The following is a 24,836-nucleotide window of genomic DNA, read 5'->3' as shown; positions in this document are numbered from 1 at the left end:
TCTTTACACTTCCGAAGCAGTAAAGCTGCGTAGGCCCTGTGTTGAAAGAAAATTAAAACATTTATAATTGATGATAAATAGAGAGGATTTGACTTCGAAGCATTTAGTAGATACCGTTGTAGAAGGCATTCAAGAGAAAAAAGGCACAAATATTGCTATTTTGGATATGCGTAAAATTGATGGAAGTATCTGTCAGTATTATGTTATCTGTGACGGAGATAGTACTACACATGTTAGTGCAATAGCAGATTCGATTCAAGAATTTGTAAATAAGGAATTAGGCGAAAAAGCATTAAGTATCGAAGGAAAGCAAAACGCTGAGTGGGTTTTGGTAGATTTTGTAGATGTAATTGTTCATGTATTCCAGCGTGATGTGCGTGGGTTTTATAACTTAGAAGGGTTATGGGCTGATGCTGAAAGAACAGATATAGAAAACTTATTCTAAAAAAGATTAAAATTATTTTATCGGATGGCTAAGGAACAAAAGCAACCTAATGAACCGTTAAACACAGGAGGCGGTAATAACAATAAACTGCCCAAATTCAATGGTTATTGGATATACGGGGCGATACTACTCTTATTTATTTCTATCTTTTTCATGAATCAAAATGAAAGTGTAAAGAATGTAGATTATGGGGTTTTTAAGACTAAAATTTTGCCATCAGGTGATATTGAAAAAGTTACAGTAATAAAGAATCAAGGTGTTGCTGAGGTAACGCTTAAAAAGGATGCCTTAAGTAATTATAGCGAAATACTTGGTGAGAATTTTGATGAAACAGTTTCAAATGGGCCTCAGTTAAGGGTTAGTATTCCAAGTGTAGATAATCTAACAGAAGCTATTCAACAGGTTAAGACTGAAAAAGGAATATCTATTGATGAGTCTTATGAAGAGCGATCAAACTACTTAAATGAAATGGTTGGCTTTTTGTGGCCATTAATTTTGTTACTAGTTGTATGGATTTTCATATTCCGAAGAATGGGTTCTCAGGGCGGTGGTGCTGGAGGCGGCAATATTTTTAATGTTGGTAAATCTAAAGCAAAGATGTTTGATAAAGAATCAAATATCAATGTGAATTTTAAAGATGTTGCTGGTTTAGTTGAAGCAAAGACTGAGTTGGAAGAAATTGTTGAATTTTTGCGCCGACCTGAAAAATATACAGAACTTGGAGGTAAGATCCCGAAAGGAGCTTTGTTAGTAGGACCTCCGGGAACAGGAAAAACATTACTAGCCAAGGCTGTTGCAGGTGAGGCTAACGTACCTTTCTTCAGTATGTCAGGTTCTGATTTTGTTGAGATGTTTGTTGGTGTTGGAGCTTCTAGAGTTAGAGATTTATTTAAGAAAGCAAAAGAAAAATCGCCGTGTATTGTGTTTATTGATGAGATTGATGCAATTGGTAGAGCGCGTGGTAAAAGTGCTAATATGGGTGCTAATGATGAGAGGGAAAATACCTTAAATCAATTACTAACAGAGATGGATGGTTTTGGAACCAATTCAGGAGTAATAATTCTTGCAGCTACCAATAGAGCAGATATTCTTGATAGAGCTTTGATGCGTGCAGGTCGCTTTGATAGACAAATCCATGTTGAGTTGCCTGATATTACAGAGCGTAAACAAATATTTGAAGTTCATTTACGCCCACTAAAGTTAAGTGATGATGTTAAAGGTGATTTCTTAGCAAAACAAACTCCTGGTTTTTCAGGAGCTGATATTGCGAACGTTTGTAACGAAGCTGCATTGATTGCTGCTCGTGGAGATAAGAAGATTGTTGAGAAAGAGGATTTTATGAATGCTGTTGACAGAATAGTTGGTGGTTTAGAAAAGAAAAATAAGATTATTTCAATAGAAGAGAAAAAAGCCATTGCTTACCACGAATCGGGTCATGCATCAATTAGCTGGTTACTTGAGCACGCACACCCTTTAGTTAAAGTAACAATTGTTCCTAGAGGAAAAGCGTTAGGAGCGGCATGGTATTTACCCGAGGAGCGCCAATTAACAACCACAGAGCAAATATTGGATGAGATGTGTTCTACTTTAGGTGGTAGAGCTGCGGAGGAGGTTGTTTTTGGTAAAATAAGTACAGGAGCATTGAATGATCTTGAAAAAGTAACCAAGCAAGCTTATGCCATGGTTAGTTATTATGGTATGAGTGATCAAATTGGAAATTTAAGTTTCTTCGATTCAAGTGGTCAGAACGAATACGGTTTTACAAAACCATATAGTGAAACTACAGCTCAGTCTATTGATGAAGAAGCTCGTAAAATTATAGAAACCCAATACGAAAGAGCAAAGCAGATTTTAGTTGATAATAGAGAAAAACTAAATGAATTAGCAGAGCTTCTATTGCAGAGAGAAGTAATTTTTGGTGAAGATTTAGAGTCTATCTTTGGAAAATCTAAGGGAAAAAGACATATTATTGATTTAGATGAAGAGGCAGTAGTGAAATCAGATTCGAAGGAGTTGCCTAAACAGGATGAATCAACGGATGAAATAAAAAGCGAAATAAATGAGTAACTCGTCTAGAGAGAAAATATTATCACGCATTAAAGAATCAATGGAAGAGGGAAGGGATTATGCTTTCCCTCTTTCCGATTTTGATAAGCATGAGTTTCCAATGCCTGAGGATTTGTTGTTAACTTTTAAAAATGAGTTGGAATCTATTGGAGGACATGTATCATTGTGTAATGATAGTTCAATAATAATAAGTGAAATTGAACAATTAATTTCTAAAAAAGGGTTAGAAACGGTTTTCTGTTTAGATTCTGAAATTAAGAAGTTAGCTCAAGAAAAGAAAATATCACTTACCGATGTTGATGCTGACTTTAATAATATGGAAGCAGCAATTACGAGGTGTGAATTTTTAGTATCTAGAACTGGTTCAATAGTAATAAGTTCAACACATGAGTCAGGAAGAAGACTCAACGTCTTTCCACCAATTCATATTGTAATTGCAGCAAAATCACAATTGGTTGCTTTTCCTACGGATGCATTAAATCTGTTAGAAAATCGATTTGGACGTAACTTTCCTTCTTTAGTTTCGTTTATAACGGGCGCAAGCAGAACTGCAGATATTGAAAAAACATTGGTTATGGGAGCACATGGACCTAAAGAATTGTTTGTTTTTATCGATGAAAGTAGATAATAGTTTACTTAATTGCTTAATTTTGCACGGAAAGATCTGAAATTAATGAATAACTTTTGGCAACGTACCATAACAGGTATATTATTTGTTCTTATTATAGCAGGAGGAATATTTTATAGTCCTGTTTCTTTTTTTGTAGTCTTTTTTGCAGTAGTTATACTTGGGACAACGGAATTGCATAAACTATTAAAAGGTGGAGGTATTGAACCTTCGTTTTTTTTAACTGTATTGTTGTCGGTTTTTGTTTATGTAGCTTCATTTTTGGTTAACTCTGGAATTTCAGACCCAAAGCTTTTCTTTTTATTGATCCCAATCTCAATGGGAATATTTATTACTGAACTGTATCGTAAAAAGAATAACCCTATTGGTAATATAGGAGGTACTTTACTAATTGCCTTGCTAATAGCTGTACCGTTTTCTCTTTTAAGTAAAATTGCGTATTTAAGTGGAACTTACAATTTTAGAGTACCCTTGATAATTTTTATTTTGGTTTGGCTAAATGATACAGGTGCATATCTGTTTGGTGTATCTCTTGGTAAACATCGTTTGTTTGAAAGAATTTCCCCCAAGAAGTCTTGGGAGGGCGCCATAGGAGGATTTATGCTTACCTTGTTTGCTGCGGGTGAGATTTATATACTTTGGCCAGCTATGTCTCTGATTCATTGGTTAGTCTTATCTGCTTTAATTTCTGTAGTTGCAATTTATGGAGATCTATCTGAGTCCTTGTTGAAAAGGAGCCTAAATGCTAAAGATTCCGGAAACTTATTACCTGGCCATGGCGGTGTACTAGATCGTTTTGATGCGGTTTTGTTCGCAATTCCAATAACTCTCTTTTTTTTAATTTATTTTGTTAATTAATTCCCACTATAAACATGACAATTCATAAAGAAGGATATTCTACTATTCTAGTTTCGTTCATAGCTTTAGCTATAATAAATTTGGGGGTGTATTTCTTATCATCACAAAGTTTAATAATAACCTTAATAAGCTTAGGATTGAGTTTTATATTATGGCTTGTAGTAGTTAACTTTTTCCGTAGCCCATTACGTGTATGTAAAATACAGGATGGAACGGTAATAGCGCCAGCAGATGGTACTGTAGTTGTAATTGAGGAGGTTGACGAACCAGAATGTTTGAAAACTAAATGTAAACAAGTTTCAATATTTATGACTCCATTGAATGTACATGTTAATTGGTTTCCAATGAGTGGGGTCGTGAAATTTGTGAAGCACCATTCAGGTAGATTTATGGGAGCTTATTTGCCGAAATCATCTACTGAGAATGAAAGAACAACCGTTTTAATTGAAGATAAGTCAGGCAAACAAATTGTTGTAAGGCAAGTTGCTGGTGCAATGGCACGTAGGATTGTTTGTTATGCTGAGAACAATACTACAGTTGATCAAGGAGCACAAATGGGTTTTATTAAGTTCGGATCAAGACTTGATCTTTATTTGCCCTTAGATGCTGATATTAAGGTTGATTTAGATGAGAAAGTAACAGGTACTCAAACGATAATTGCTCAACTGTAAAGGAAATAAGATAATTATAAAATGAGAATGGGTAATATGTATAGTTCATATTACCCATTCTTATTTTATTCAATTGAATTCTTTTATAATCTTATCCCCATAAATAGAACATCATCTATTTGATCGCAATCACCCATCCAATTAAGGAAGTTATCTTTAACAATTGAGCCTTGGTTTTGCATCGGTTTATTATGTATTTCGTGCAGTAGCTTTTTCACTCCACTTTTCATAAACTTCTTCTCATTCGGGCCTCCAAATTGGTCAGTGTAGCCATCAGAGAATAAGTATATAATATCACCTTTATCACAATTATATTCGTAATTAACGAACCTTGAACCTGTAGTTAGTTCATCATCACCAATGCTTCTTCTTGTTCCATTATAAATAGTAAGTTCGTCGTTTATATATAAAAATACAGGGCGCTTGGCAGATGCTAATCTTACCTTATTTGTATTTAAATTTATTTCTACAACAGAAATATCCATTCCATCTTTAGAATGCTCATCACCACCCTTCTGTAACAGAACTCTAATATCATTATCTAACCTTTCTAACATCTCGGCAGGAGAATTCACATTAGGTAGTTTAAATATGTCATTAAGTAGTGTAGATCCAATCATTGACATAAATGCTCCTGGAACCCCATGTCCAGTACAATCAGCACAGCATAATATAAATAGGTCTTTTGTTTTCTTAAACCAATAAAAATCGCCACTAACAATATCACGCGGCTTGAAGAATATAAACGATTCTGGGAAAATATTTTCAAATTCGCCTAGAGGTGGTAGTATAGATCTTTGAATCTTTTTGGCATATGTTATACTGTCAGTAATGTCTTGATTCTTTTGTTTAATTTCTTCATTTTGTTGACGAAGGATAACTGTTTTTGAAGCTACCTCTTGGGCAAGATATTCATTTTGGGCCTTAATTTTACGTTCTCTAAACATTATAATGAATCTAATGCTAGCTATTGAGGCAATAACTACAAGAATGTAGAACCATAATTTTTTCCAAAAAGGTGTAGCTATAATTATTTTAATGCTAATTGGTTTACTGGTTTCAACATTATCAGCATTTTTAGCCATTACTTTAAAGGTATACTCACCATCCGGAAGGTATTCATATTCTCGAAAGTTTGTTAACCCAAGATCTATCCAATCATTTGAATCGGTGTCACTTTTCTCTTCCATTTTTATTTTGTAAGTCACATCAGAGGGAGACTTAAAGCTAATACCTGTAAACTCAAATTTGAGTTTGTAGCTCTCGTTACCATATGGGTAAGGAAGTTTTATGACTTTCTGATTTATATATGACTTACCAGAAATTAATACATTGGTGAAGTTTAGCATTGGCGGAACAAGGTTTTTCTTGTCTCTATCCGGAAAATATTTAATAATTCCTTTGCTCGAGGCAAACCAAATATTTCTATCATTGTCTTCCCAAAGCTTATAGAAATCGCTTCCTAAATTATCGGCAAAGCCAAATTGTCTGATTTGGTTAGTGTTTAAATTAATAGAACTGATACCTGGCCAATGGCAAATCCATAATTGATCATTCTTATCACATATTATATCATAACAATAGTTTTTGGTTAATCCATCAGATATTGAGATTGATTCAAGATTATCGTTATTGTATTTCAATACTCCTTTTCCAATTGTTGATAACCAATAATTACCTTCTCGATCTTCAGTCATTCCAGAGACGTTGATAGGTGTTTGTGCTAATTTATGAATTTCAATATTGTTATTATCTATTTTACAAATACCGCTCGATTTAGGACCGATCCACATTTTATTATTTCTATCTACATAAATAAAATTAATGCAGTTATGTGGCAATCCCCTTTGTGTTGTAAGCTTATCGATAGCTTCATTTGTTAAATTAATTGTAAAAAGCCCTCCAACCGTTGCTAAAACAAGTTTATTGTCAATAATTTCAATATCGTTAATTTTATTATCTATAATATTGTTTGAGTAGTTATAACGATTAAAATTTAATTGACCTGTTTTCCTGTAATACAAGCCTTTGTTTAAAGATGAAACCCATAGCGTACTGTCTTTATCGTATTTGAAACCAGTTATTCTATCATTAGGAATTCCAAGAGCACTATCGTAATATTCGTGGTTTGTAAAGCAAAATTCATCGGCTTTTAATATGCCATTATCCAAACCTATCCATATGTTATTATTGACGGATAATACTGCTACGGCTTTATGTTGCTTGAATCCTATATTCTCAAGATCGTAACGAATGAACTTATCGTTTAATAATACCGAGATCCCACTCCCATAAGTTGCAATCCAATAGTTACCTTCTCTATCGGTGAGTATTTGCTTGATAAAGTCATGATTTAAACCATTCGCTTTCGAAAACTGATAAGATTCTCGAAATGACTGTTTCGCTGAGTCGTAAAAAAGTTTAATTACTCCGTTACCCCATGTTGCCAACAACAGATCTCCATTATCATCTTCAAAAATATCTATAATGTTTTCTTCTTCAATATTAAAAGCAATGCATAAATTGTTATTTGCTACGTGCGATGCTGTTTTTTTATCGTATTTGAATAAAAAGAATCCACTGTCTTCAGTGCCAATCCAATATTCTCCTTCAATTGCTCTGCGTTTAACAATTGAGTTGATGTTTGTATAAGCTATATCCTCAATGGTTTCAATGTTCTTTGGAGAACCATTAGAGTCGAGGTGTAATAATTCTAAACCATCGGATGTACCTATTAAAATACTAAAGGCATTTATAGATTCTAAGGAGTAATATAATTTATCTCCGAATAGTTCGGAATTAAAATATGATGTGATTTCTTTATTTGGAGTGATCTTAATAAGTCCATTATTTTGAACAGTAGCCCATATGTTACCTAATTCATCTTCACAAATATCGCGTATCGGGCTTGAAGTCTCTAAGTCCGATTTTATTTTATGGAATTTGTTATTCTCATAATATGATATTTTTCCATTCTTATGACCTACCCAGAGAGTGTTCTTGTTATCAACATATAGAGAATGAACAAAATCAGAGCTTAGTGAATCATTAACAGTGTAGGTTGTAAAATCTAAGCCATCATACCTTACAAGTCCTTCGCCAGTTCCTATCCAAAGGTACCCTTTATGATCTTGAGTTAAACAATACACAAAATTTTGCGGCAATCCCATGTCAGAATCAAAATTCTTAAAATCGAGGGATTGTGCATTGCTGCTTACCGTAGCACAAAGCCAAAATAATATAGTGCAGCATAGGGTAGATATTCTTTTTATGTATTGCATGAACTATTATTTAGATATTTTAGGTTTAATGCCGATACTGTACTTATACTTTGGTATTCCACCAATTGGTACACTGTAGAATGGCATTAACTCCCCAAATTGGTTTTCAAGGTATATAACAACATTGTTGTTTTTAATATTAGCTGTTTTGTTTTTAATTATTTGAATATCGTATGAGGTATTTTTTTCAGAAGGGTGTATCGTATGTCTCGATTCTGCCCAGTTATCATCTGCAGAAACGGCCAACATTTCACCATTTTTTGCGACAGATATAATTCGAATGATACCATCGTTATCCCAATCAAAATTAGATTGTTTAATAGCTAAAACTTTGTCATCAATGTATGGATAGATATGGCTTACTTCATTGACATTATCATGAAGTCTAATTTTGTACTTAAAGTAAAAGGCAAAAGCTCCTTCTACGGGAACATTTTCTTTAGGTTTAGAGCTCTGATATAAACTATATAAGTTGCCATCATCGCCAGATATTCCTTCTACAATAACTTTAAAAACATAACCTCCATAATCAGGTAGGTATTCTCCTTCGGTGGGGTTAATTGGACCAAAAGTATACCAATCTTCATCATACTTATCACTTATACCAAATGTCTTTGTGTATAATAAAGTACCACTTTTATAGTTTCCACTTTTGTTAATTTTACGAGCATCGTCATCAGAACATGTTCCTTTACCACCATAGATGCTATATTTCATTTTTGTATTCCATTTGCCTTTTTGTTCATCAATTTTCCCTCCAATATCTGGATCATAAACCCTAATGTATATTGGTTCGGTATGACTTTTGGGGACAGAATAGAAAATTACTTGTGTGAAATCATTATCACCCCATGCTGTTTCTCCATCTTTTCCAAAGGTAACTAAGTAGGGTATATTCTCGTCAATTGCTGGAACTGGCTGGGCTATTAGTATATATGAAAAGGTTAAGAAAAGTATTGTGGTGATAAGTTTATACATGCGTTTATTATTCTATTACAATTATTGTTTTTTTAGTTGCAAGCTTGTGTTGTGGGTTATGTATTGATGGCGCACCACATACAATGGTATACGTTCCTGACTTTCTAAAGATATGATTTATTGTAATACCTTTTGTTTTTTTATTGTGATCTAATATCCAGTAATAATCCTCGGGAATAAAACCTTTCAGTTCTGAGTTTTTAGCTGAAATATTCATTGGTTCATTAACTTTTACAGTATCAGAGCATTCTATTTTTATTTGTTGTGTGTTCTCAAGAGGCAAATCATAGGTGGCAACTGTAAAAAGGTCTACCTTTTGTAAGGTGTCATAAACACTTAAATTAACAGAATATTCGCCTTCTCCAGGAAAACAATGGTCTACCTCTGTACCCATTTTGGTAATGCCATCATTAAAAAGCCATTTATATTTGTAAGGTAGAGTATCAGACTGATAAGGGCCATTTTCGAAAAGTGTGAAGCAGAATATGTCTTCAACCTCTTCTTGTGCGTTAGGAAAAGATGGAAAGGGGATTCTAAAGTGATATATATTATCCACTCCCTCTCTGTTAGATGCAAAATATCCTTCAAGTTCAGACTCAAAAATAAAGCAAGAGAAATCGTTGTATTTTGAATTTATTGGTTCTTCAAGTGCTTTTGCTTTGCCCCATTCATTATTCTCGAATGTACTAACGAATATATCAAAATCATTAGATTCACTTCTCCCGTTTGAAGAGAAGTAGAGTTTGCCGGATGGGTGATAGTATGGGAAAATTTCTTTTCCTGATGTATTAATGTTTGAACCTAAATTTATAGGTTCTGACCACTGTCCGTTTTCAAAATCAGATTGGTATATGTCGCTCTCCCCATAACTATCGTTTTGATTAGAAACGAAGAACATAGTTTTACCATCACTGCTGAATGTAGGGTGAGCAGTAGAATGTTCATTAAGTGAATTGTATGGAAATGGTGTTGGTGTTTGCCAATTAGATCCATAACTCTTATCGATAGAGAATATACCTAAAAGGTTTTTTTGTTGTTTCTTTTTATTTGTTTTAGGAGCTTGATTTTGAGTTACAAATGCTCGTTTTTCACCAGGGCTTATCCAGATAGAGCCTGTGTTAAGTTTATAGTCTTCTGTTGCAGAGAATAATATAGGTTTACTGAAGTTGTTTTTACTTACAATTTGAACTTGATATATTCTGTGAAGCCAATTATTATTTTGGTCGAGATATGATTTTAGGAGTTCATTTTTTCTGTCAGAAGAAAAGTAGATAGTTGAATCAACAACAAACGGAGCAAAATCATTCTTCGCAGAACTATTAAATGGGAGTTTATTAATAATAGCATTTTGAGCAGTTAACTCAATATTAAGAAATAGTGCTAGTATGAGTAGAATGATAATATTTTTAAAAATTCGGCTCATAGTTAAAAGAATTTAGGGTTTGGAGTATTTATTTTATAACCGAAGTTAAATTGTAGGGCTATTTCATGTGTTCCATTATTATAGTTAGATAGCTTCTCGAGTGTGTAATCGAGGCTATAGGTGATTCGTGTTTGAGGTGATATTTGATAACCTAATATTCCTACAATCTCATTAGTGGTTCTGTATGAAACGCCGCAAATTAGAGCATTATTTATGATTGCGGTAGTGCTAAAGTCAATAAAGCTGGTTGTGTTTGGATTTACTCTTACTAAGGTGGCAGGGTTTAAAGTGAAATTTGAGTTTATGTGGAAAAAATACCCTCCAGTAAATAAATAATCAATTTTACCGAAATCCAATTTATTCTCGCCTGTTTCATAATTATCAGAATATACTAAGCTAGGGATAGATAAGCCTATAAAATAGTTATTATTATACACTGCTGTACCAAAGCCAAGCCATGGTGCACTTAATTGCTCTGCATATCCAAATAAAGGGTCTTCAGGATCGATAATTGTAACATCAGACCAATTATTGTTTTGATTGTAGAAGCCCGCAGATAGAGCAAAACTTAACTTTGTGGTATTGCTAATGTTTGTTCTATATGCATATGAAATATTAAAGCCAGTGTTATTTGTAACGCCAACTTTCTCGGAGTATACTTGAGCTCCTAAGGCCATTGTTTCATTCTTTAGGGGAGAATGAATTGTTGCTATTCCTCCGCTAGCACTATGGTCAAATCCTAACCATTGTTTTCTGTATGAAGCAAAGAGGGAAAGAGATTCATGAGATCCTGCGAAAGCAGGGTTAATACTGTATTTGTTATACATGTATTGGCTCATAATTATTTCTCGCTGAGCAAAACAGTTACTTGAACAAACTAAAAGAAGTATGCACCCTATTGTATAATTGATAAAATTAGATTTAATAATCTTAATCATATTTAATTATCAAGTAGTTTTTTATTGGGGTTTTAAGTTGATCACCCTCAAAAGTATAATAGTAAGTTCCGGGGCTTAGTTTTGATCCTCCATTGTCAATGCCATTCCAATCATTTTCGTAATTAGTGGCGCTATAAATTAATTTCCCATGTTGGTTAAAAACAGATAACTTATTGTTGGTAATGTTTTCTGCTCCTAATAATTTTAGTACATCATTAAATCCATCACCATTAGGAGATATTCCTGATGGAGCAACTATATCCTTGGATATAATGGTTATTTCATCTTCAATGCTTTCACATGCTTCAGAGTTTTGAATGTAACCAGTCCATGTAAGAATATGTTGACCTTTCTCGAGGTTTGAGATTAGAGATTTAGGATTATTTGGATCGTCAATTTTGGAGTTTCCTGATGCAACAGTCCATTGCCCTATTCCTGTTTCAAGAGGGAGTGCATTAAGTGTCATGGCAGTGCTAACATAAATTGTAGTATCCGAACCTGCATTAACAGGGTATGGTGCTTCAAGAAAATTTATAGAAACTAAATCTTCGGCAACGCAAGCACCATTTACAATTATCCACTGTAAATCTTGTGTTCCAAAATTTAATGCTGTAAATGTTGTATTTGGATCTTCTTGGTCAATGAAAGTACCTTTTCCTTGCCATAAGCCAACTCCAACAAATGGTTTACTCGCCTCTAATACTACTTCTCTACCACAAACTGTTTGATCTTCTCCAGCAAAAGGGTAAGGTAATTCATCAACAACTAAATTGAAAGTCGTATCTGTTAAATCCGTTATGCACCCATTTGCTCCGGTAATATCAGTAAATGAATAATTAAATGTTCCTGGAGAAAGGTCTTCTCCATTTATAATTATATTATGATTATTAGTATCTATTTCTTCAGAGTATTGTTTTCCGCTATCATCAGAATATCTTACTTGCCAAGGTCCATTACCTTTAAGTGTAAGTGGTAATATTGTTGATGAGTTTTCACAAATTTGGTCTTTGTTTTTTGCCAATGATAAAGTTGGAGACTCTGAGAATAGGATTTTTGTATCTGCAGAATTAACGCATCCAAGGTTCTCAGTTGTTTCAGTCCATGATGCGTCAATTTCTTGATATGTATCCGAACTTACAGAGCTATTATGCAGTGACGCATTTTCAAAAACTACTCCAGGTGTAGAGGTAGTCCATTCTCCGGTAGTATTAGTATTATCAGATCCGGACAGAATTAATGATCTTTCTTCTCCACATACTGTGCTATAGTCTCCAACCGAAGTGTTTGGTGTTTCATTAATAAAAGACTTTTCTCCGGTTAAATCAGATGCTGTCGCTTGGCAACCGCTTGAGTTATCTGTTAGTGAATAAAGTTGGATTTTATCGTTATCCATTATGGTAAGTGTTTCCAATTTAGAATCTGAATTGGATGTTCCATCAAAAGTATCCCCGGCAGTATTGATAAGTTGGTAGGAGTAGCTTCCATTCCCAACAAAGTTTAAGTTAACTGTTCTATCTGCAGGTGCACAAATAATATCTTCTTCTGTGGTGATAGTTCCTTTAGGCCTACCTTTTAATGTGAGTAACATTGATTGGGTAACACTATTTCCATCTTTACACGCCCCATTTTTAGATTCTAACACAAGAGTATATGACTCTTCGGTTGTTGTATTTGTTCCTGTAAAAGTTGGGTTTAATTTAGTAGGATCATCAAATGTACCGGTTGTACATGTCCATAAGTATGTTGCATTAGGCGAAAGAGATTGTGAGTTTGTTGTAAATGACCTTCCGCATACAATGGCAGTAGAACCGATTGTAATTTGGGATTTATCATCAACAAATACTTTTACTTTTTCATCTGTAATATCTGTAGTACCATTACGATCCGTAATCTTAATTAATTCAACAGTGTACTCTAAAGGAGCCTTTTCATCTGCATAAGGGAATGTTATTGGGATTGTAAATTCAGAAACTTGTTGATCAATATGTGCACGTTGTATTACATAACCGCTATTTGTTAAAAATCTTAGATCAATGTCAAATGGTTGTTGACCAGTTAGTTCTATTATTATATCTGCTGTTCCAGATTCACATAATCGAACATCATTACTAATAATTTTTGCAGTAGGCTGAGAAAACAAGGCTATGCAATTAACCAATAAGAGGGCTAGAGAGAATAGGTTCTTGTTATTTTTCATATCTCAATATTATTTAGGCTAATAAGATATTATGTTTCCCAAAAACATATATCGTGATGTCATAAAAATACTTTAATTTATGGCAAGTGAGTAAGGGGAGGTTATTACATTCGTGTAAAGTATACGGGTTTTTGTGTAAATTTGTTACAAAAAGAGCCATCACAGGTCATATATGGTTCGTTCCTTCTGCTTGTTTTTACGAAGTTGTTGGTGTCTGTAATTATTGAAAGTTTTTGAAAAAATTGCTTTAAAATCTTCTTCGGGAGCTGGTGCTGGAGCTATTACGATATTACCTTCCGGATCTAATAAATAATAGGTAGGATAAGCTCTAACATTATAATCGTATAATACTTTTCCATTTTGGTTAAAATGAAGGAAGGTCCATTCTAACTTATTTTTTTTAATATATGCTTTTGCATTCTCAATATCAGAGTCTGTAAGAATTGTAATAATATGTAGATCTCTTTTGTAGGCTTTTGACATTGCTTCAAGTACTTGAAAGTCCTTTTTGCAGGCATAGTTATCCGTTGAAGCAAAATTAAGATATACAAACTTCCCTTTATAGTTTTTAAGTTTTCGTGTTTTGTTTTTTAAATCAGGTAATTCAAATTCTGGAGCTTCACTATTTACAGTAAGTTTTGTGATTTTTTTATAGATATCCTCAGCAACCTGCCTATTATATTGATTTGATGATACGGAAGTGGCCTCTTTTGCTAATGAAGTGAGATAATTATTATCAAATGTTTTGCTGTAATAACCATCATATATACTTTTCAGTAAAATAAGTTCTGACAACTCAGTATTATTAAAGAGAGAGTCGTGTGAAAGAGTATTCACGAGTGCTGTATAATTTGCTTTCTCAGAGAATATAGTTTTTAATTGAGATCCTTCATCTGAGTTGAAGTATTTATATAGAAAGTTTTTGTAGCATTGATTAAATGAAAACCAATAAGTGGGTATGCTATACAAAATATCGTTATTAGAGAAATATCCTGTGCTAATATTTCGAAGGTTATCTTTATTCTTTAAAGCGATTAAAGATAGGTAAGCATACTCTTTATAATTATCAAACCATGTTTCAGATATAGAGGGAAATAAAGAATCAGTTTGAGAAATTATTTCATCAATTTTTCTCTTGTTGTTTGCAATTATAATGCTGCGTATATTCGAGTTAACTTGTTGGTTAAAGTATATGTCGAAACGTTGTATTTTTTCATTAAGATTATCAGGATCTGTGTTTAGTATTCCAATATTTACTTCGTCAGGAATAAAAAATGGATTTAGTTGGTCTTCATTTTTTAGTGGAATTAATGGTGGTAGTAAAATATTATATGAATTACCTGGCTGAACAAATAGAAAACCCTGTAATGCTCCAAGCTTTATGCTTATTTTTGAAGTTTCATTAATATCAAAGGAAACTTTAAAATCACCTTTTTTATTTATCGCAAAGCGTTGTAATTCTGTTTTCTCGTTTGTTATGTAATTTTGTGTTTGCTCAACAATAAGGTTGTAGTTACTGTACTCAACTGCAGTGCCATAAAGAGTAACTCCTGTGTTTTGTGATTTAACAAACGTGCAATAAAAAACAATAACAGCTATTAAATATACTCGCATTATTAATGTTTATTCTCGCGATTATAAATATTCATTTTTTCCTTAATCTTATCAGGAATAAATTTACCAGCATCACCTCCATGTCTAATTATGTCACGTACAATTGATGAGTTTACCGGAGTATGTTCAGGAGTTGTTAATAAAAATACAGACTCAATACCAGTCATATTCTTATTTACTTGGGCAATAGCTCTTTCGTATTCAAAATCGGCAGATGTTCTAATCCCTCTTAATAGATAGTTGGCATTAACCTTCTTTGCAAAATCGACCGTTAGCCCAGTAAAAGTACCAACGCTAATTTTTGGTTCATCAGCAAATAGCTCTTCAATCCAATGTATACGTTGCTCTACAGGATAAAAGTGTTGCTTCTCTGCATTATATCCTATTGCAATAATTATTTTATCAAAAAGGTCTACTGCTCTTAATATAATATTCTCATGACCAGTTGTGAATGGATCAAATGACCCTGGAAATACCGCTATTCGTTCCATGTGTATTTTTTATAAGCCGTAAAGTTGATAAAAAGAACAGATACAGCAAAAGTTTATTACCAAAACTTAATTTTAATAGCTGCAAATGCCGACATGCGTAGTAATATTAACCCATGCCTAAACCTACTAATATTTGTATCTCCATATTTGCGCTCTTTGTATCTAATAGGTAAGTCAATCAGTTTTAGGTTTAATTTATAGGCTCCAAAAAGCAGATCGAAATCTCCAAAGGGATCAAACTCACCAAAGAACTTTCTATTGGCGGCTAATTTCAAATAGTCTTTTCTAAACATCACTTTTGTACCGCAAAGTGTATCTTTTATAGGTCGTTCAAGGATGTATGAAAAAAGTTTACTGAAGAAATGGTTGCCAATTGTATTCAAAGGACGCATCGCATTTTTCTCCATTGGGTATACAAGTCTTACTCCGTTTATAAACTCTCCTTTACCAGAAGCAATGGCATCGTAAAATTTAGGCAAATCCTCTGGGGGAACTGTTAAATCAGCGTCTAGAATCATTAAGATATCTCCCGTTGCTGCATCGTAACCTTTACGAACGGCATCACCTTTACCTTTACCGGTTTGTTGCATAATTTTAATATCATGTGTGTGCTGATATTTATTTTTCATGCTTTGGATAGTTTCCCAGGTATCATCGTTAGAATTTCCTTCAACAAAAATGATTTCTATATGCTTTCCAAAATCCGGAATTCGGTTGATTGCATCTTCAATATTGCCACTTTCGTTGCGCGCAGGAATTACAACAGAGGTAGAATATAATTTATTACGTTCGTCCGGAGTGTGTATTTTCGGAATTGGACGAGCGAAAACAAATGTGTTTAAGCCTAATTTATTAAAAAGAGGAAGCCTGCTTATTATTCTATTCAAGAATCCTGATATTATCGGGATGTTATATGGAACTAGCATGTTCCGATTGCTCTTGTAAGCATCAAAGTCTGATAGATATAATAGGTTTTCAATATCTTTTGTAGATAGCCAATTCTGTTGAGGCGATTTTCTTTTGAATCTCAGAAGTTCGGCGAAGCGTATAATAGGTTCCCATAAGCGGTTATAATAGGTTACTATTATTCTGGTTTCAGGATGAGTTACATTGTGTAATTGTTTAAATACATGTTCTATGTCGGGTAATAGTCCAATTACATTGGATAAAATAATTACATCAAATTTTTCATTTAGAGAAATATTTTCAGCCTCCATCTCATGAAACTCAATTTCAGAGTGTTGTTCTTTAGCTAATTTAATCATCTCAATGGAGAAATCGATCCCCACTTTTCGCTTACAATTTATGGTTTGAAGGAGATCGCCAGTGCCACAGCCCACTTCAAGAACAGAAGAATCTTCTTGAATGAAATAGTTGCAATATTTAGATATTGAATTCCAATAGTAAGCTCTGTTTTTTCTATACTTTTTCCATTTAGGTGCAAAATTGTTCCAATACTCCTTTATAACTGATTTTGTAGATGTGGTCATTGAACTGCTTTATTGAGAATAATGTCGTAATTAATTTTAATGAGATAGGTAGGTTCTTGTTCCCCATACTTCTTTATAATTGAAAAAGCTTCTGGGTATAGTTTGCCCATAGGACTTAAGAAGCGCTGAATGGTATTAATGCTCTTACCTGTATAGGCATATGGGTTTTTGCGTAGGCTTCCCATAATAACATGTGTAATGCCTTTGTCTTTTAATAACTTTGCAAGTTCGTACGGATCGTCAGAAGGAATGCGATATATGCCGTAAAACTTCTTACCATTGGCATAAATACGAGCAATGTTGGGTTTTCTGCAAGCAACATAACTATCATTGGGCAATTGTGTGTTTACGTAATTTACCATTTTTAGGTAGCTTACCCAATCTGGGGTAAAACCGGCATATATATTTCCATTAATATTTTGTGATAAATTATCTAAATCCGTTTTTTTAACGCTGCTCCATCCGGTTAAGATGATAGAGCCAGCAAATATTAATAATACTATTTTACTGTATTTCTTTATTCGATTCGTTTTAAACAGATTAATAAGTGCATTACATATGAATAATAACATGAATGGGATAAATGGGATAATTAAGCGGTATTGATCCCATAGTTTCTGCAATGAGATGAAGGTTATCCCAAGCATAGTAGTTATAAAAATAGCCGTGAATAGTAAATATTTGTTTTGTTTAAATGTGGTAAATAGTCCCCATATATATAAGGCGTAAAGTCCTATTGTTGCAAATGGCAAAACTGTGTTGTTTAATTCAGTTCTAAAGCCTATGATTCTTAAGAAGTGTTTTGATAAATATAAATTTGAGTTATCAATCAATCGGTTTATAAATCCTAGAATATCTTCGTTTCCTTCAGCGGCATTGTAGGGGTTTTTACTTAGTAACTGCAATGCTTGTACACTGTCAGAACTTGGAATATCCCATATGGCATCTCTAATTATATTAAAAACAAAAACGAATAAGCCAAATGTAATAATACTCCAAGAGGCTCTTTTGTAATCTTTGTTAATTAATAAAAATACTATCAGACTTATTATGGCCCCTATGCCTACAGTTCGTGTTAGGTACATACCTAGTGCAAACAGACTAATAAGCAATACTTCTTTAATATCTTTTCCTTGCGGAGTCCACTGAGTTGGGGCTTTATTAGGTATCCACCTAAAGGAATGGTGAAAAAATAGTATGGTAAATACAAGAAATAGTGGTTCTGAGAATGTCTGACTACTGAAAAATATAAAATAGCTGCTTAAGCTTAGTATTGTAAAACTGTATGTTAGAATGGTAAAGTTGACCTTATTTTTAAAAGTGCGATAAAAAAGCACCATGAAAATTAACAATAGTAAAAGAGAGCTTAATTTTAGAATGGGAATGTTAATTCCTATGATTGCTATTATTGCCGCTAAGAATATTGGGTATAACGGGGCTTGGTAATCTGGGTATTTACCCGACTCAATAAAATTTAGTGCCCTAGTTATGTACGTTGAGTCATCTCCTGCAATGCTAAGCCTTAAGCTAAAGTGAAGTAAACTAGATAATACAAATATGGCAAGAAGCGCATAAAAGACATAATTTGAGTTCTTAGCTAGCCAGGTTTCTATCTTTGTAGCTAAATCAGTATTGCTGTTCATTGATTTTTTTATTTAATCTCTTTCTTGCGATAAGCATTCACAAATAGAATATTCCCCATATCTTCATATTGAGTAAAGTGATCTGCACCCTTATTAATTTCTTTAGATGCAAAACCCATTATCGTTAAATCAGCATCGTGGCTTTGTTTTTCTATTAATTCTTTTTTGTTATCGCCAGCGCTAATAGGAACAATTTGAATGTTATTTGGAGATATTGGTAAACGTCCAGCTATTATTTTCTCTTCCCATCTGCGCTGCTCATCCTTTGATTCTTCATTGGGCACTAAAGAATAAATTTTAATTATTCCTCCTTTTTTCCAATCAGGATGACCTAAGATAATGTAGGCAAGTAAAACCATTAGGTTTGCATTATGGAAATCTTGTCTTCCAATCCAAACATGAATTTCTTTTTTATACCCAAATCCTTTTAGTGAAGTTTGTAAGAAGCAAACATCTAATTTGCTGGCATCAAATAAGGAGTAATTATCTAATGCGTTTTTCAACGATTGTGCATTAGAATTTGGAAACTCAAATAATATTAAGTTGCTTCCCTTTCCCGAGATACCAGACAGTTGAATTACCTGAGCAATTGCTGATGTGTACGATGGGCTAATTATGGTATCGATATATATTTTAGTGTTACTACCTTTTGCTCTAGTAATAAGACGTTGTAGTTTATTCTGAGAATCGCGATGAGTTTTCTCATTTAAAAGTCCTTCGATGTAATGAATATAGGTGCCAAAGCCATATTTATGAGATATCCAACCTAATAGATCAAAAGCTGATTGCCTTTCGAATGATTCGCCACTAACGCAAATTGCAAAAGGGCGCCAATTGTATTCCGTTTCTTCTTTGTTTGCCTGTTGCACAAATATTTGTATTTGTCGACTTAACTGGAAAATTACCCCTTTAAACAGTTTTTCAAGTCCTCTGCGTTCAGGTCTGTATTTGCTAATAATAAAGTACATAATACCCATAATTAATATGGATAACATGGCGTAAGTCAAATTCATTTTGAACATTAACCAAAATGAAAGTATCGCTCCTCCTAAAGAGTAATACCATTTGTTATGTTTAAATGTGGGTCTGTATGAAGGATCTGCAGCAAAGTACTCTAAGAAACTAATCAGGCAAATTGCTCCATAGGTAACCATAAAGAACATAGAGATGATTTGTGCCACAAAGTTAACATCGCCTATGCCAACAAAGAAGAAAGCTATTACGATTGTAATAATTGTTCCATTAACTGGGTCATTGTCTTTTTGTCGACCTTTGGCTAGCCAGTTATTTAAAGCAGGGTAGGGCAGTATATCATCAAACCCAATGGCTTGTAGTGTGCGCGGAGCTACAAGTATTGATCCAATTGCAGAAGATAGTGTTGCTGCTGCTAATCCTATTGGGATAATAGGGCCCCATATTGCAATACGCTGCATTATTAACTGATCAGAGGCTAGTTCATCAGCAGAAGCAGTTACGGTTAGTTTGTATGCTATGGCAATGTAAACTAGCATTCCTATTAAGGTAGCCCATAGGGTCCCGCTAGGGATTGATTTTTTAGGATCTTTTAAATCGCCTGATAATCCTAGTCCGGCAGCAATACCTGTAAAGGCAGGAAATATAATAGTAAAAACATAGAAGAAGCCTTCTGGGTTTTTAGTGGTCTCATAAATATTGAAAGGTGTTGCATTTTCAGTTGCATCTCCTAAAAAGAAAAATATAATGGATAGGAATAGCATTGCAACTACAACATATAGTGCTTTCATTCCTATGTTCGCTCCTCTAATTAAAACAATAATGCTGAGTAGACTCATTACTGTTAAAGTGGCTATCTTTTTTAAAACAGCCATTTCAATGTCCCAAGGAATGTATGGTGCTAAAGAATCAAGAGCTTCTCCGAAGGCAATGATATAGAACGCGACACTTATGGCTTGCGATAAGTATAGGGCAATGCCAATTGCTCCTCCAATATTCAAACCAAATGATCGTGAGATAATATAATAAGCTCCACCACCTTGTACTTTTTGATTGGTTGCAATTTCGGCAACAGCTAAAGCGGTAGGTATTGTAACTAGGTGACCAACTATAATTATGGTGATTACACCTAAAAAACCAACATTTCCAACAGCCCAGCCAAATCGCAGAAACAATATAGCTCCTAGGATAGTAGAAATAGCAGTCATAAATACTGGCATTGAGCCAAAAGTTGCATTCGGATTTGTGAGAGATTTAGCCATATGTATAAATCATTTTTTCAAAAATAGAAAATTATCAGAATATACATCTATTTTTTTAACCGCAGTTCACTAATTATAGCTTATTCGTAGATATGAGTAATTAAAAAAAATTAACATTTTTAATTAAAAGCTTGCTAAGCAGTTTCATATGTTGTATATTTAAGATACTCAAAACAATAGGTTTAGATTACACATAATCTTTGAGGAAGCCGGAAAGTCAGGGGTGTCTTTCCGGCTTTTTCATGTCTATATGTTCCGTAATTTCTATAATTATAAATTTTGTTGCTTAATAAGTATCTTTTCATTCTAAATTATAACGCTTGGATAGTGTGTTAATTAGTTTTATAGAAAGATTTCTTAAAGAAAAATAAGCATAAAAAAAGCAGCCAAGTTTCCCTGGCTGCTTCCACATCAAATATTTAAAAGCTATGGTAATATTTTACTTTAATTGTAAGAACTTTGACCATGTTCGTGAATATCTAAACCTTCTCTTTCTTCTTGTTCAGACACTCTTAATCCCATTGTTGCTTTAAGGACTTGGAATAATACTAATCCAATTACAAATGCCCATGCACCAACTGCTACAACTCCGATTGCTTGAGATCCTAATAATGCAAATCCACCACCGTAGAATACACCACCATCAACTGCAAAGAATCCAACTAATAATGTACCAACGGCACCACAAACACCGTGAACAGAAATAGCACCTACAGGATCATCAACTTTTAATTTTTTATCGAAGAATTCAATAGAGAATACTACAACAACACCTGCGATTACACCTATGATCATTGCACCCATTGGAGAAACAATATCACAACCAGCAGTAATTCCAACTAAACCAGCTAAGGCGCCATTTAATGTCATTGATAAATCTGGTTTACCATATCGGAACCATGTTACAAACATTGTTACAGTTGCTCCTGCTGCTGCTGCTAGATTTGTAGTTATAAAAATACTTGCTACTGCATAAGCGTTATCGCCGCTAATTGCTAACTGTGATCCTGGGTTGAAACCAAACCAACCTAACCAAAGGATGAATACACCTAATGCACCTAACACCATGTTGTGTCCTGGTATTGCATTTGTAGTACCATTGTATTTACCTAAACGTGGTCCGATAGTCCAAGCACCTGCTAAAGCAGCCCATCCACCTACAGAGTGAACAACTGTTGAACCTGCGAAATCGTGAAATGGAGTTTCCATAGTTGATAACCAACCACCACCCCATACCCAGTGACCTGAGATTGGGTAAATTACTGCTGTAATTACTACAGAGAAGATTAAGTAAGTGCTAAACTTTGTACGTTCAGCCATTGCTCCTGAAACAATAGTAGCTGCTGTTGCTGCAAATACTGTTTGGAAAAATAAATTGTGAAGATCTTCAGGATCATTATAGAAGAAATCAAATGCTCCAAAGAAAGCACCTTCACCTCCATACATAATGCTGTATCCTATGATCCAGAATATTAAAGAACCGAATGAGAAATCCATAAAGTTCTTCATTAAAATGTTACCTACGTTTTTAGCTCTTGTAAAACCTGCCTCTACTAAGGCAAATCCTGCCTGCATAAAAAATACTAAAATACCTGCTAGAAGTACCCATAATATATCTAAAGCTCCGTTTGCATCCATGTTATTGTGTTTTAAAGTTTTTAATCAGATTATTGGGTTGTTATTTTGTATAAAGAGTTTCAGGACCAGACTCACCTGTTCTGATTCTGTAGGTTTCTACAATGTCTGAAACAAAAATTCTTCCGTCACCTATTTCTCCAGTGCGTGCTGCAAGCATTAAAGCTTGTACTGTTTTTTCTAAATTTTCATCGCGTACAATAATAGAAATCAGTCTACGCTCAATGATACTAGTGTCGTAAATAGTACCTCTATAAAGGTGCCCTTCACGTGCAGTACCAACACCTCTTACATCCCAATATGAAAAGAAAGTAATGTCTTGTTCCTCAAGAGCTTTTTTTACGCTTTCGTATTGAGTTAATCTGATAATTGCTTCAATTTTTTTCATGATGTATGTTTTTATAGTGAGAACTATATTGTTCGAATTGAAATAAAAGGAAGATGAACCGTAGCCATTAACACCAAATTGTATTTATCGGGAAAAATTATTACAAAGGTGTTTCTTGGAGAACAATAAATTTTGAGAAATGAAATGTAATGACCATTTCATCTTCCTTTTTATAATAATGATTAGAGTATTCTTTTTTTAGAATGCGTAAATAGCAGCTAACAAGAACTGAGTTGCTCCTTTTGTTGCCATATCATCAGCATCCATAAAGATTTCATCTTTAGCTGAATCTAATCTAAATTCAGTAACAAATGTAAGTGGCCCGTGGTAGTAATTCAATGTTAGTGTATTAGAGAATACGTTTGAGCTTTCAATGTCAGAAATTTTATCCTCCTTAGTAGAAAAGAATTCACCTCTATAACCTAATGATACTTTTTCAGAGAAAGCATATTGAGGATAAAAAGCAACACCAGAGTATCCGCCTAAATCAGATTCTTTATATGAGTAATCAGCAGCATTTAATCCTAAATAAAATGCATCTGTTATTTGCCATCCTGTTGTTAAATCGATAATTGTTCCTGAATTAGGACCTGTTACAAAGTTTACGTAAGCATCCCATCCATCTACTGGAGAAACATATACTTGAGCACCAAAATCAGATACTCCTTCTAAGTCTTGATAAACGTTCCAGTCGTTAAACATTCCAACCATTACACCAAATTTATCAGAAATTGCATAGTCTAATTTCAAACCTGCGTTTTGAAATGGCCCAGCAGAGAATAAATAAGAAGTAGAGTAGTTAAAGTTCGCAGCTGGAGAAATTACCTCATATCCAACAAATGTTCCCATGTAACCTGCAGTAGCAGAAAACTTATCCGAAAACTCATATGTTGTATATAGGTTTTGAATGTTAATGTCATGAGTTTCGCCACTTGGATCTTCAAATACAGGGATTGATTTGAAACTTCTCGGTCCAAAAGATATTTCACCAACAAAGCTTGCTTTCCCTACAGATTGAGATAGTGCTATGTCAATCATCCCAAGAGATACCGAGTTGTGATCATCTGCAAAAGATGTTGGGATATTACTTTGTCCAGAAAAATCATACTTGAAATAGGTGTCAACTGACCCAGTGATTTCTAACCCTGGTTTTTCATCTTGCGCTTTGGTAGCAAATCCAAATGCGAATACGATCGCTAATGATAAAATTAACTTTTTCATTTTAATAGGTATTTTAAAATAGGTTACACATAAGTGACATTAATTAATAACTAGGGTGTTTTGATTGGGGTGTTGAGTTGAAAAAAGGAACTTTTTCCTTTCGAAGGGGTGTTATTAACTAGGTCACGTTACAAAAGTGAGTGTTTTTTTTTCAACCCCCAAATTTTTTAGGGGTTAATTTCAAAAAAAAGTTACTTTTTCGAATTGAGACCCTGTTTTTCGAGAGGTTTTATGTTGTAATTCCTTATTTTATATGAATAGGTACTTGAAAAGAGGGGTGTTGTTTATATTTTTTAGTTTATCGCTAATTCAATATACTTTAATTTGATCTAATGTAAGGAGTATTGTTGTTTGGTAATAGAATATTGAGATAACATGAAATGTAATGGTTAAACTATAAATTGCTACTTATTCAAAAAAGTATAGAGTATTGTTATAAGGGTACTATCTTATATTAATATATTGTTATCACTAAGTTTAATATAATTGGTTTTAAGGTGGGCTTTAATCTTTTTCTCTGTAATTATTATATAGTATCTATATATAAGTAATATAAGGTTTCTATCATTCTAGTATCTATCGTCTCCGTTGTTATACATTTTTTAACACATGACATAAGTCATTGAAAAAGCAT

The 24,836-nt window shown here is 33.7% G+C and carries 18 protein-coding genes; 5 read left to right on the top strand and 13 right to left on the bottom strand.

The window, feature by feature from the left end; genetic code table 11:
- The first annotated feature begins 70 nt into the window (after window positions 1-70).
- From rsfS to A8B35_RS17560, 5 genes are read left to right on the top strand one after another with little or no spacing between them, the layout of a single operon-like run.
- Window positions 71-445, top strand: a complete 375-nt coding sequence (gene rsfS, locus A8B35_RS17580; RefSeq protein WP_068474710.1) for a ribosome silencing factor — start codon at window positions 71-73, stop codon at window positions 443-445.
- A gap of 24 nt (window positions 446-469) precedes the next feature.
- Window positions 470-2,512 carry an ATP-dependent zinc metalloprotease FtsH gene (gene ftsH, locus A8B35_RS17575; RefSeq protein ID WP_068474707.1) on the top strand — a complete coding sequence of 681 codons (2,043 nt, stop codon included), beginning with the start codon at window positions 470-472 and terminating at the stop codon, window positions 2,510-2,512.
- A complete protein-coding gene (locus tag A8B35_RS17570) occupies window positions 2,505-3,140 on the top strand; it encodes a LutC/YkgG family protein (RefSeq protein WP_068474704.1) in 636 nt (211 codons plus the stop codon). The genes ftsH and A8B35_RS17570 overlap by 8 nt, the downstream gene beginning before the upstream one ends.
- A gap of 45 nt (window positions 3,141-3,185) precedes the next feature.
- Entirely contained in the window at window positions 3,186-3,998 is an 813-nt protein-coding gene (locus A8B35_RS17565; protein WP_068474701.1) for a phosphatidate cytidylyltransferase, read from the top strand.
- Window positions 3,999-4,012: 14 nt separating this feature from the next.
- On the top strand, window positions 4,013-4,669 hold the full coding sequence (locus A8B35_RS17560; RefSeq protein WP_068474692.1) for a phosphatidylserine decarboxylase family protein: 657 nt from the start codon (window positions 4,013-4,015) through the stop codon (window positions 4,667-4,669).
- An 83-nt stretch (window positions 4,670-4,752) separates the two neighbouring features.
- Here A8B35_RS17560 and A8B35_RS17555 read toward each other — a convergent pair whose 3' ends face one another.
- The 13 genes from A8B35_RS17555 to A8B35_RS17495 all read right to left on the bottom strand — a co-directional run bounded on the left by A8B35_RS17555 (window position 4,753) and on the right by A8B35_RS17495 (window position 24,202).
- On the bottom strand, window positions 4,753-7,950 hold the full coding sequence (locus tag A8B35_RS17555; RefSeq protein ID WP_068474689.1) for a two-component regulator propeller domain-containing protein: 3,198 nt from the start codon (window positions 7,948-7,950) through the stop codon (window positions 4,753-4,755).
- Between the two features lie 6 nt (window positions 7,951-7,956).
- Window positions 7,957-8,928 carry a hypothetical protein gene (locus A8B35_RS17550; RefSeq protein WP_068474686.1) on the bottom strand — a complete coding sequence of 324 codons (972 nt, stop codon included), beginning with the start codon at window positions 8,926-8,928 and terminating at the stop codon, window positions 7,957-7,959.
- Between the two features lie 7 nt (window positions 8,929-8,935).
- Window positions 8,936-10,351, bottom strand: a complete 1,416-nt coding sequence (locus A8B35_RS17545; protein ID WP_068474683.1) for a PKD domain-containing protein — start codon at window positions 10,349-10,351, stop codon at window positions 8,936-8,938.
- A gap of 2 nt (window positions 10,352-10,353) precedes the next feature.
- Entirely contained in the window at window positions 10,354-11,289 is a 936-nt protein-coding gene (locus A8B35_RS17540) for a PorP/SprF family type IX secretion system membrane protein (RefSeq protein WP_083634503.1), read from the bottom strand.
- Window positions 11,282-13,486 carry a gliding motility-associated C-terminal domain-containing protein gene (locus A8B35_RS17535; protein ID WP_068474680.1) on the bottom strand — a complete coding sequence of 735 codons (2,205 nt, stop codon included), beginning with the start codon at window positions 13,484-13,486 and terminating at the stop codon, window positions 11,282-11,284. Before A8B35_RS17535 ends, A8B35_RS17540 begins: the two co-directional genes overlap by 8 nt.
- A 159-nt stretch (window positions 13,487-13,645) precedes the next feature.
- Window positions 13,646-15,100, bottom strand: coding sequence for a TlpA family protein disulfide reductase (locus tag A8B35_RS17530; protein WP_068474677.1), 1,455 nt, complete (start codon window positions 15,098-15,100; stop codon window positions 13,646-13,648).
- A 2-nt stretch (window positions 15,101-15,102) separates the two neighbouring features.
- Complete coding sequence (coaD, locus tag A8B35_RS17525; RefSeq protein WP_068474673.1) at window positions 15,103-15,591, bottom strand: pantetheine-phosphate adenylyltransferase; 489 nt, start codon at window positions 15,589-15,591, stop codon at window positions 15,103-15,105.
- 56 nt (window positions 15,592-15,647) lie between these two features.
- Window positions 15,648-17,081, bottom strand: a complete 1,434-nt coding sequence (locus A8B35_RS17520) for a bifunctional class I SAM-dependent methyltransferase/glycosyltransferase family 2 protein (protein ID WP_068474670.1) — start codon at window positions 17,079-17,081, stop codon at window positions 15,648-15,650.
- The gene (locus A8B35_RS17515; RefSeq protein WP_068474667.1) at window positions 17,078-18,724 is read right to left on the bottom strand and encodes a hypothetical protein; all 1,647 of its coding nucleotides are present in this window, start codon (window positions 18,722-18,724) and stop codon (window positions 17,078-17,080) included. The genes A8B35_RS17520 and A8B35_RS17515 overlap by 4 nt, the downstream gene beginning before the upstream one ends.
- 8 nt (window positions 18,725-18,732) lie before the next feature.
- A complete protein-coding gene (locus tag A8B35_RS17510; protein ID WP_068474664.1) occupies window positions 18,733-20,958 on the bottom strand; it encodes an APC family permease in 2,226 nt (741 codons plus the stop codon).
- Between the two features lie 444 nt (window positions 20,959-21,402).
- Window positions 21,403-22,596, bottom strand: a complete 1,194-nt coding sequence (locus A8B35_RS17505) for an ammonium transporter (RefSeq protein WP_068474659.1) — start codon at window positions 22,594-22,596, stop codon at window positions 21,403-21,405.
- 40 nt (window positions 22,597-22,636) lie between these two features.
- A complete protein-coding gene (locus tag A8B35_RS17500; protein WP_068474656.1) occupies window positions 22,637-22,981 on the bottom strand; it encodes a P-II family nitrogen regulator in 345 nt (114 codons plus the stop codon).
- 198 nt (window positions 22,982-23,179) lie between these two features.
- Window positions 23,180-24,202, bottom strand: a complete 1,023-nt coding sequence (locus A8B35_RS17495) for an outer membrane beta-barrel protein (protein ID WP_068474653.1) — start codon at window positions 24,200-24,202, stop codon at window positions 23,180-23,182.
- Between the last annotated feature and the right edge of the window lie 634 nt (window positions 24,203-24,836).

The organism is Saccharicrinis aurantiacus, from assembly GCF_001660705.2.
GTDB classification, from domain to species: Bacteria; Bacteroidota; Bacteroidia; order Bacteroidales; family Marinilabiliaceae; genus Saccharicrinis; species Saccharicrinis aurantiacus.
Note: the sequence above shows the minus strand (reverse complement) of the source record. Positions and strands in the feature narration are given on the sequence as shown.

What these genes read in the sequence shown, in the direction of transcription:
- A8B35_RS17500 (WP_068474656.1), bottom strand. Translation starts at nt 22,981, where the DNA reads ATGAAAAAAATTGAAGCAATTATCAGATTAACTCAATACGAAAGCGTA.
- A8B35_RS17545 (WP_068474683.1), bottom strand. Translation starts at nt 10,351, where the DNA reads ATGAGCCGAATTTTTAAAAATATTATCATTCTACTCATACTAGCACTA.
- A8B35_RS17535 (WP_068474680.1), bottom strand. Translation starts at nt 13,486, where the DNA reads ATGAAAAATAACAAGAACCTATTCTCTCTAGCCCTCTTATTGGTTAAT.
- A8B35_RS17550 (WP_068474686.1), bottom strand. Translation starts at nt 8,928, where the DNA reads ATGTATAAACTTATCACCACAATACTTTTCTTAACCTTTTCATATATA.
- A8B35_RS17515 (WP_068474667.1), bottom strand. Translation starts at nt 18,724, where the DNA reads ATGAACAGCAATACTGATTTAGCTACAAAGATAGAAACCTGGCTAGCT.
- A8B35_RS17505 (WP_068474659.1), bottom strand. Translation starts at nt 22,596, where the DNA reads ATGGATGCAAACGGAGCTTTAGATATATTATGGGTACTTCTAGCAGGT.
- rsfS (WP_068474710.1), top strand. Translation starts at nt 71, where the DNA reads ATGATAAATAGAGAGGATTTGACTTCGAAGCATTTAGTAGATACCGTT.
- ftsH (WP_068474707.1), top strand. Translation starts at nt 470, where the DNA reads ATGGCTAAGGAACAAAAGCAACCTAATGAACCGTTAAACACAGGAGGC.
- A8B35_RS17510 (WP_068474664.1), bottom strand. Translation starts at nt 20,958, where the DNA reads ATGGCTAAATCTCTCACAAATCCGAATGCAACTTTTGGCTCAATGCCA.
- A8B35_RS17540 (WP_083634503.1), bottom strand. Translation starts at nt 11,289, where the DNA reads ATGATTAAGATTATTAAATCTAATTTTATCAATTATACAATAGGGTGC.
- A8B35_RS17570 (WP_068474704.1), top strand. Translation starts at nt 2,505, where the DNA reads ATGAGTAACTCGTCTAGAGAGAAAATATTATCACGCATTAAAGAATCA.
- coaD (WP_068474673.1), bottom strand. Translation starts at nt 15,591, where the DNA reads ATGGAACGAATAGCGGTATTTCCAGGGTCATTTGATCCATTCACAACT.
- A8B35_RS17520 (WP_068474670.1), bottom strand. Translation starts at nt 17,081, where the DNA reads ATGACCACATCTACAAAATCAGTTATAAAGGAGTATTGGAACAATTTT.
- A8B35_RS17565 (WP_068474701.1), top strand. Translation starts at nt 3,186, where the DNA reads ATGAATAACTTTTGGCAACGTACCATAACAGGTATATTATTTGTTCTT.
- A8B35_RS17555 (WP_068474689.1), bottom strand. Translation starts at nt 7,950, where the DNA reads ATGCAATACATAAAAAGAATATCTACCCTATGCTGCACTATATTATTT.
- A8B35_RS17495 (WP_068474653.1), bottom strand. Translation starts at nt 24,202, where the DNA reads ATGAAAAAGTTAATTTTATCATTAGCGATCGTATTCGCATTTGGATTT.
- A8B35_RS17530 (WP_068474677.1), bottom strand. Translation starts at nt 15,100, where the DNA reads ATGCGAGTATATTTAATAGCTGTTATTGTTTTTTATTGCACGTTTGTT.
- A8B35_RS17560 (WP_068474692.1), top strand. Translation starts at nt 4,013, where the DNA reads ATGACAATTCATAAAGAAGGATATTCTACTATTCTAGTTTCGTTCATA.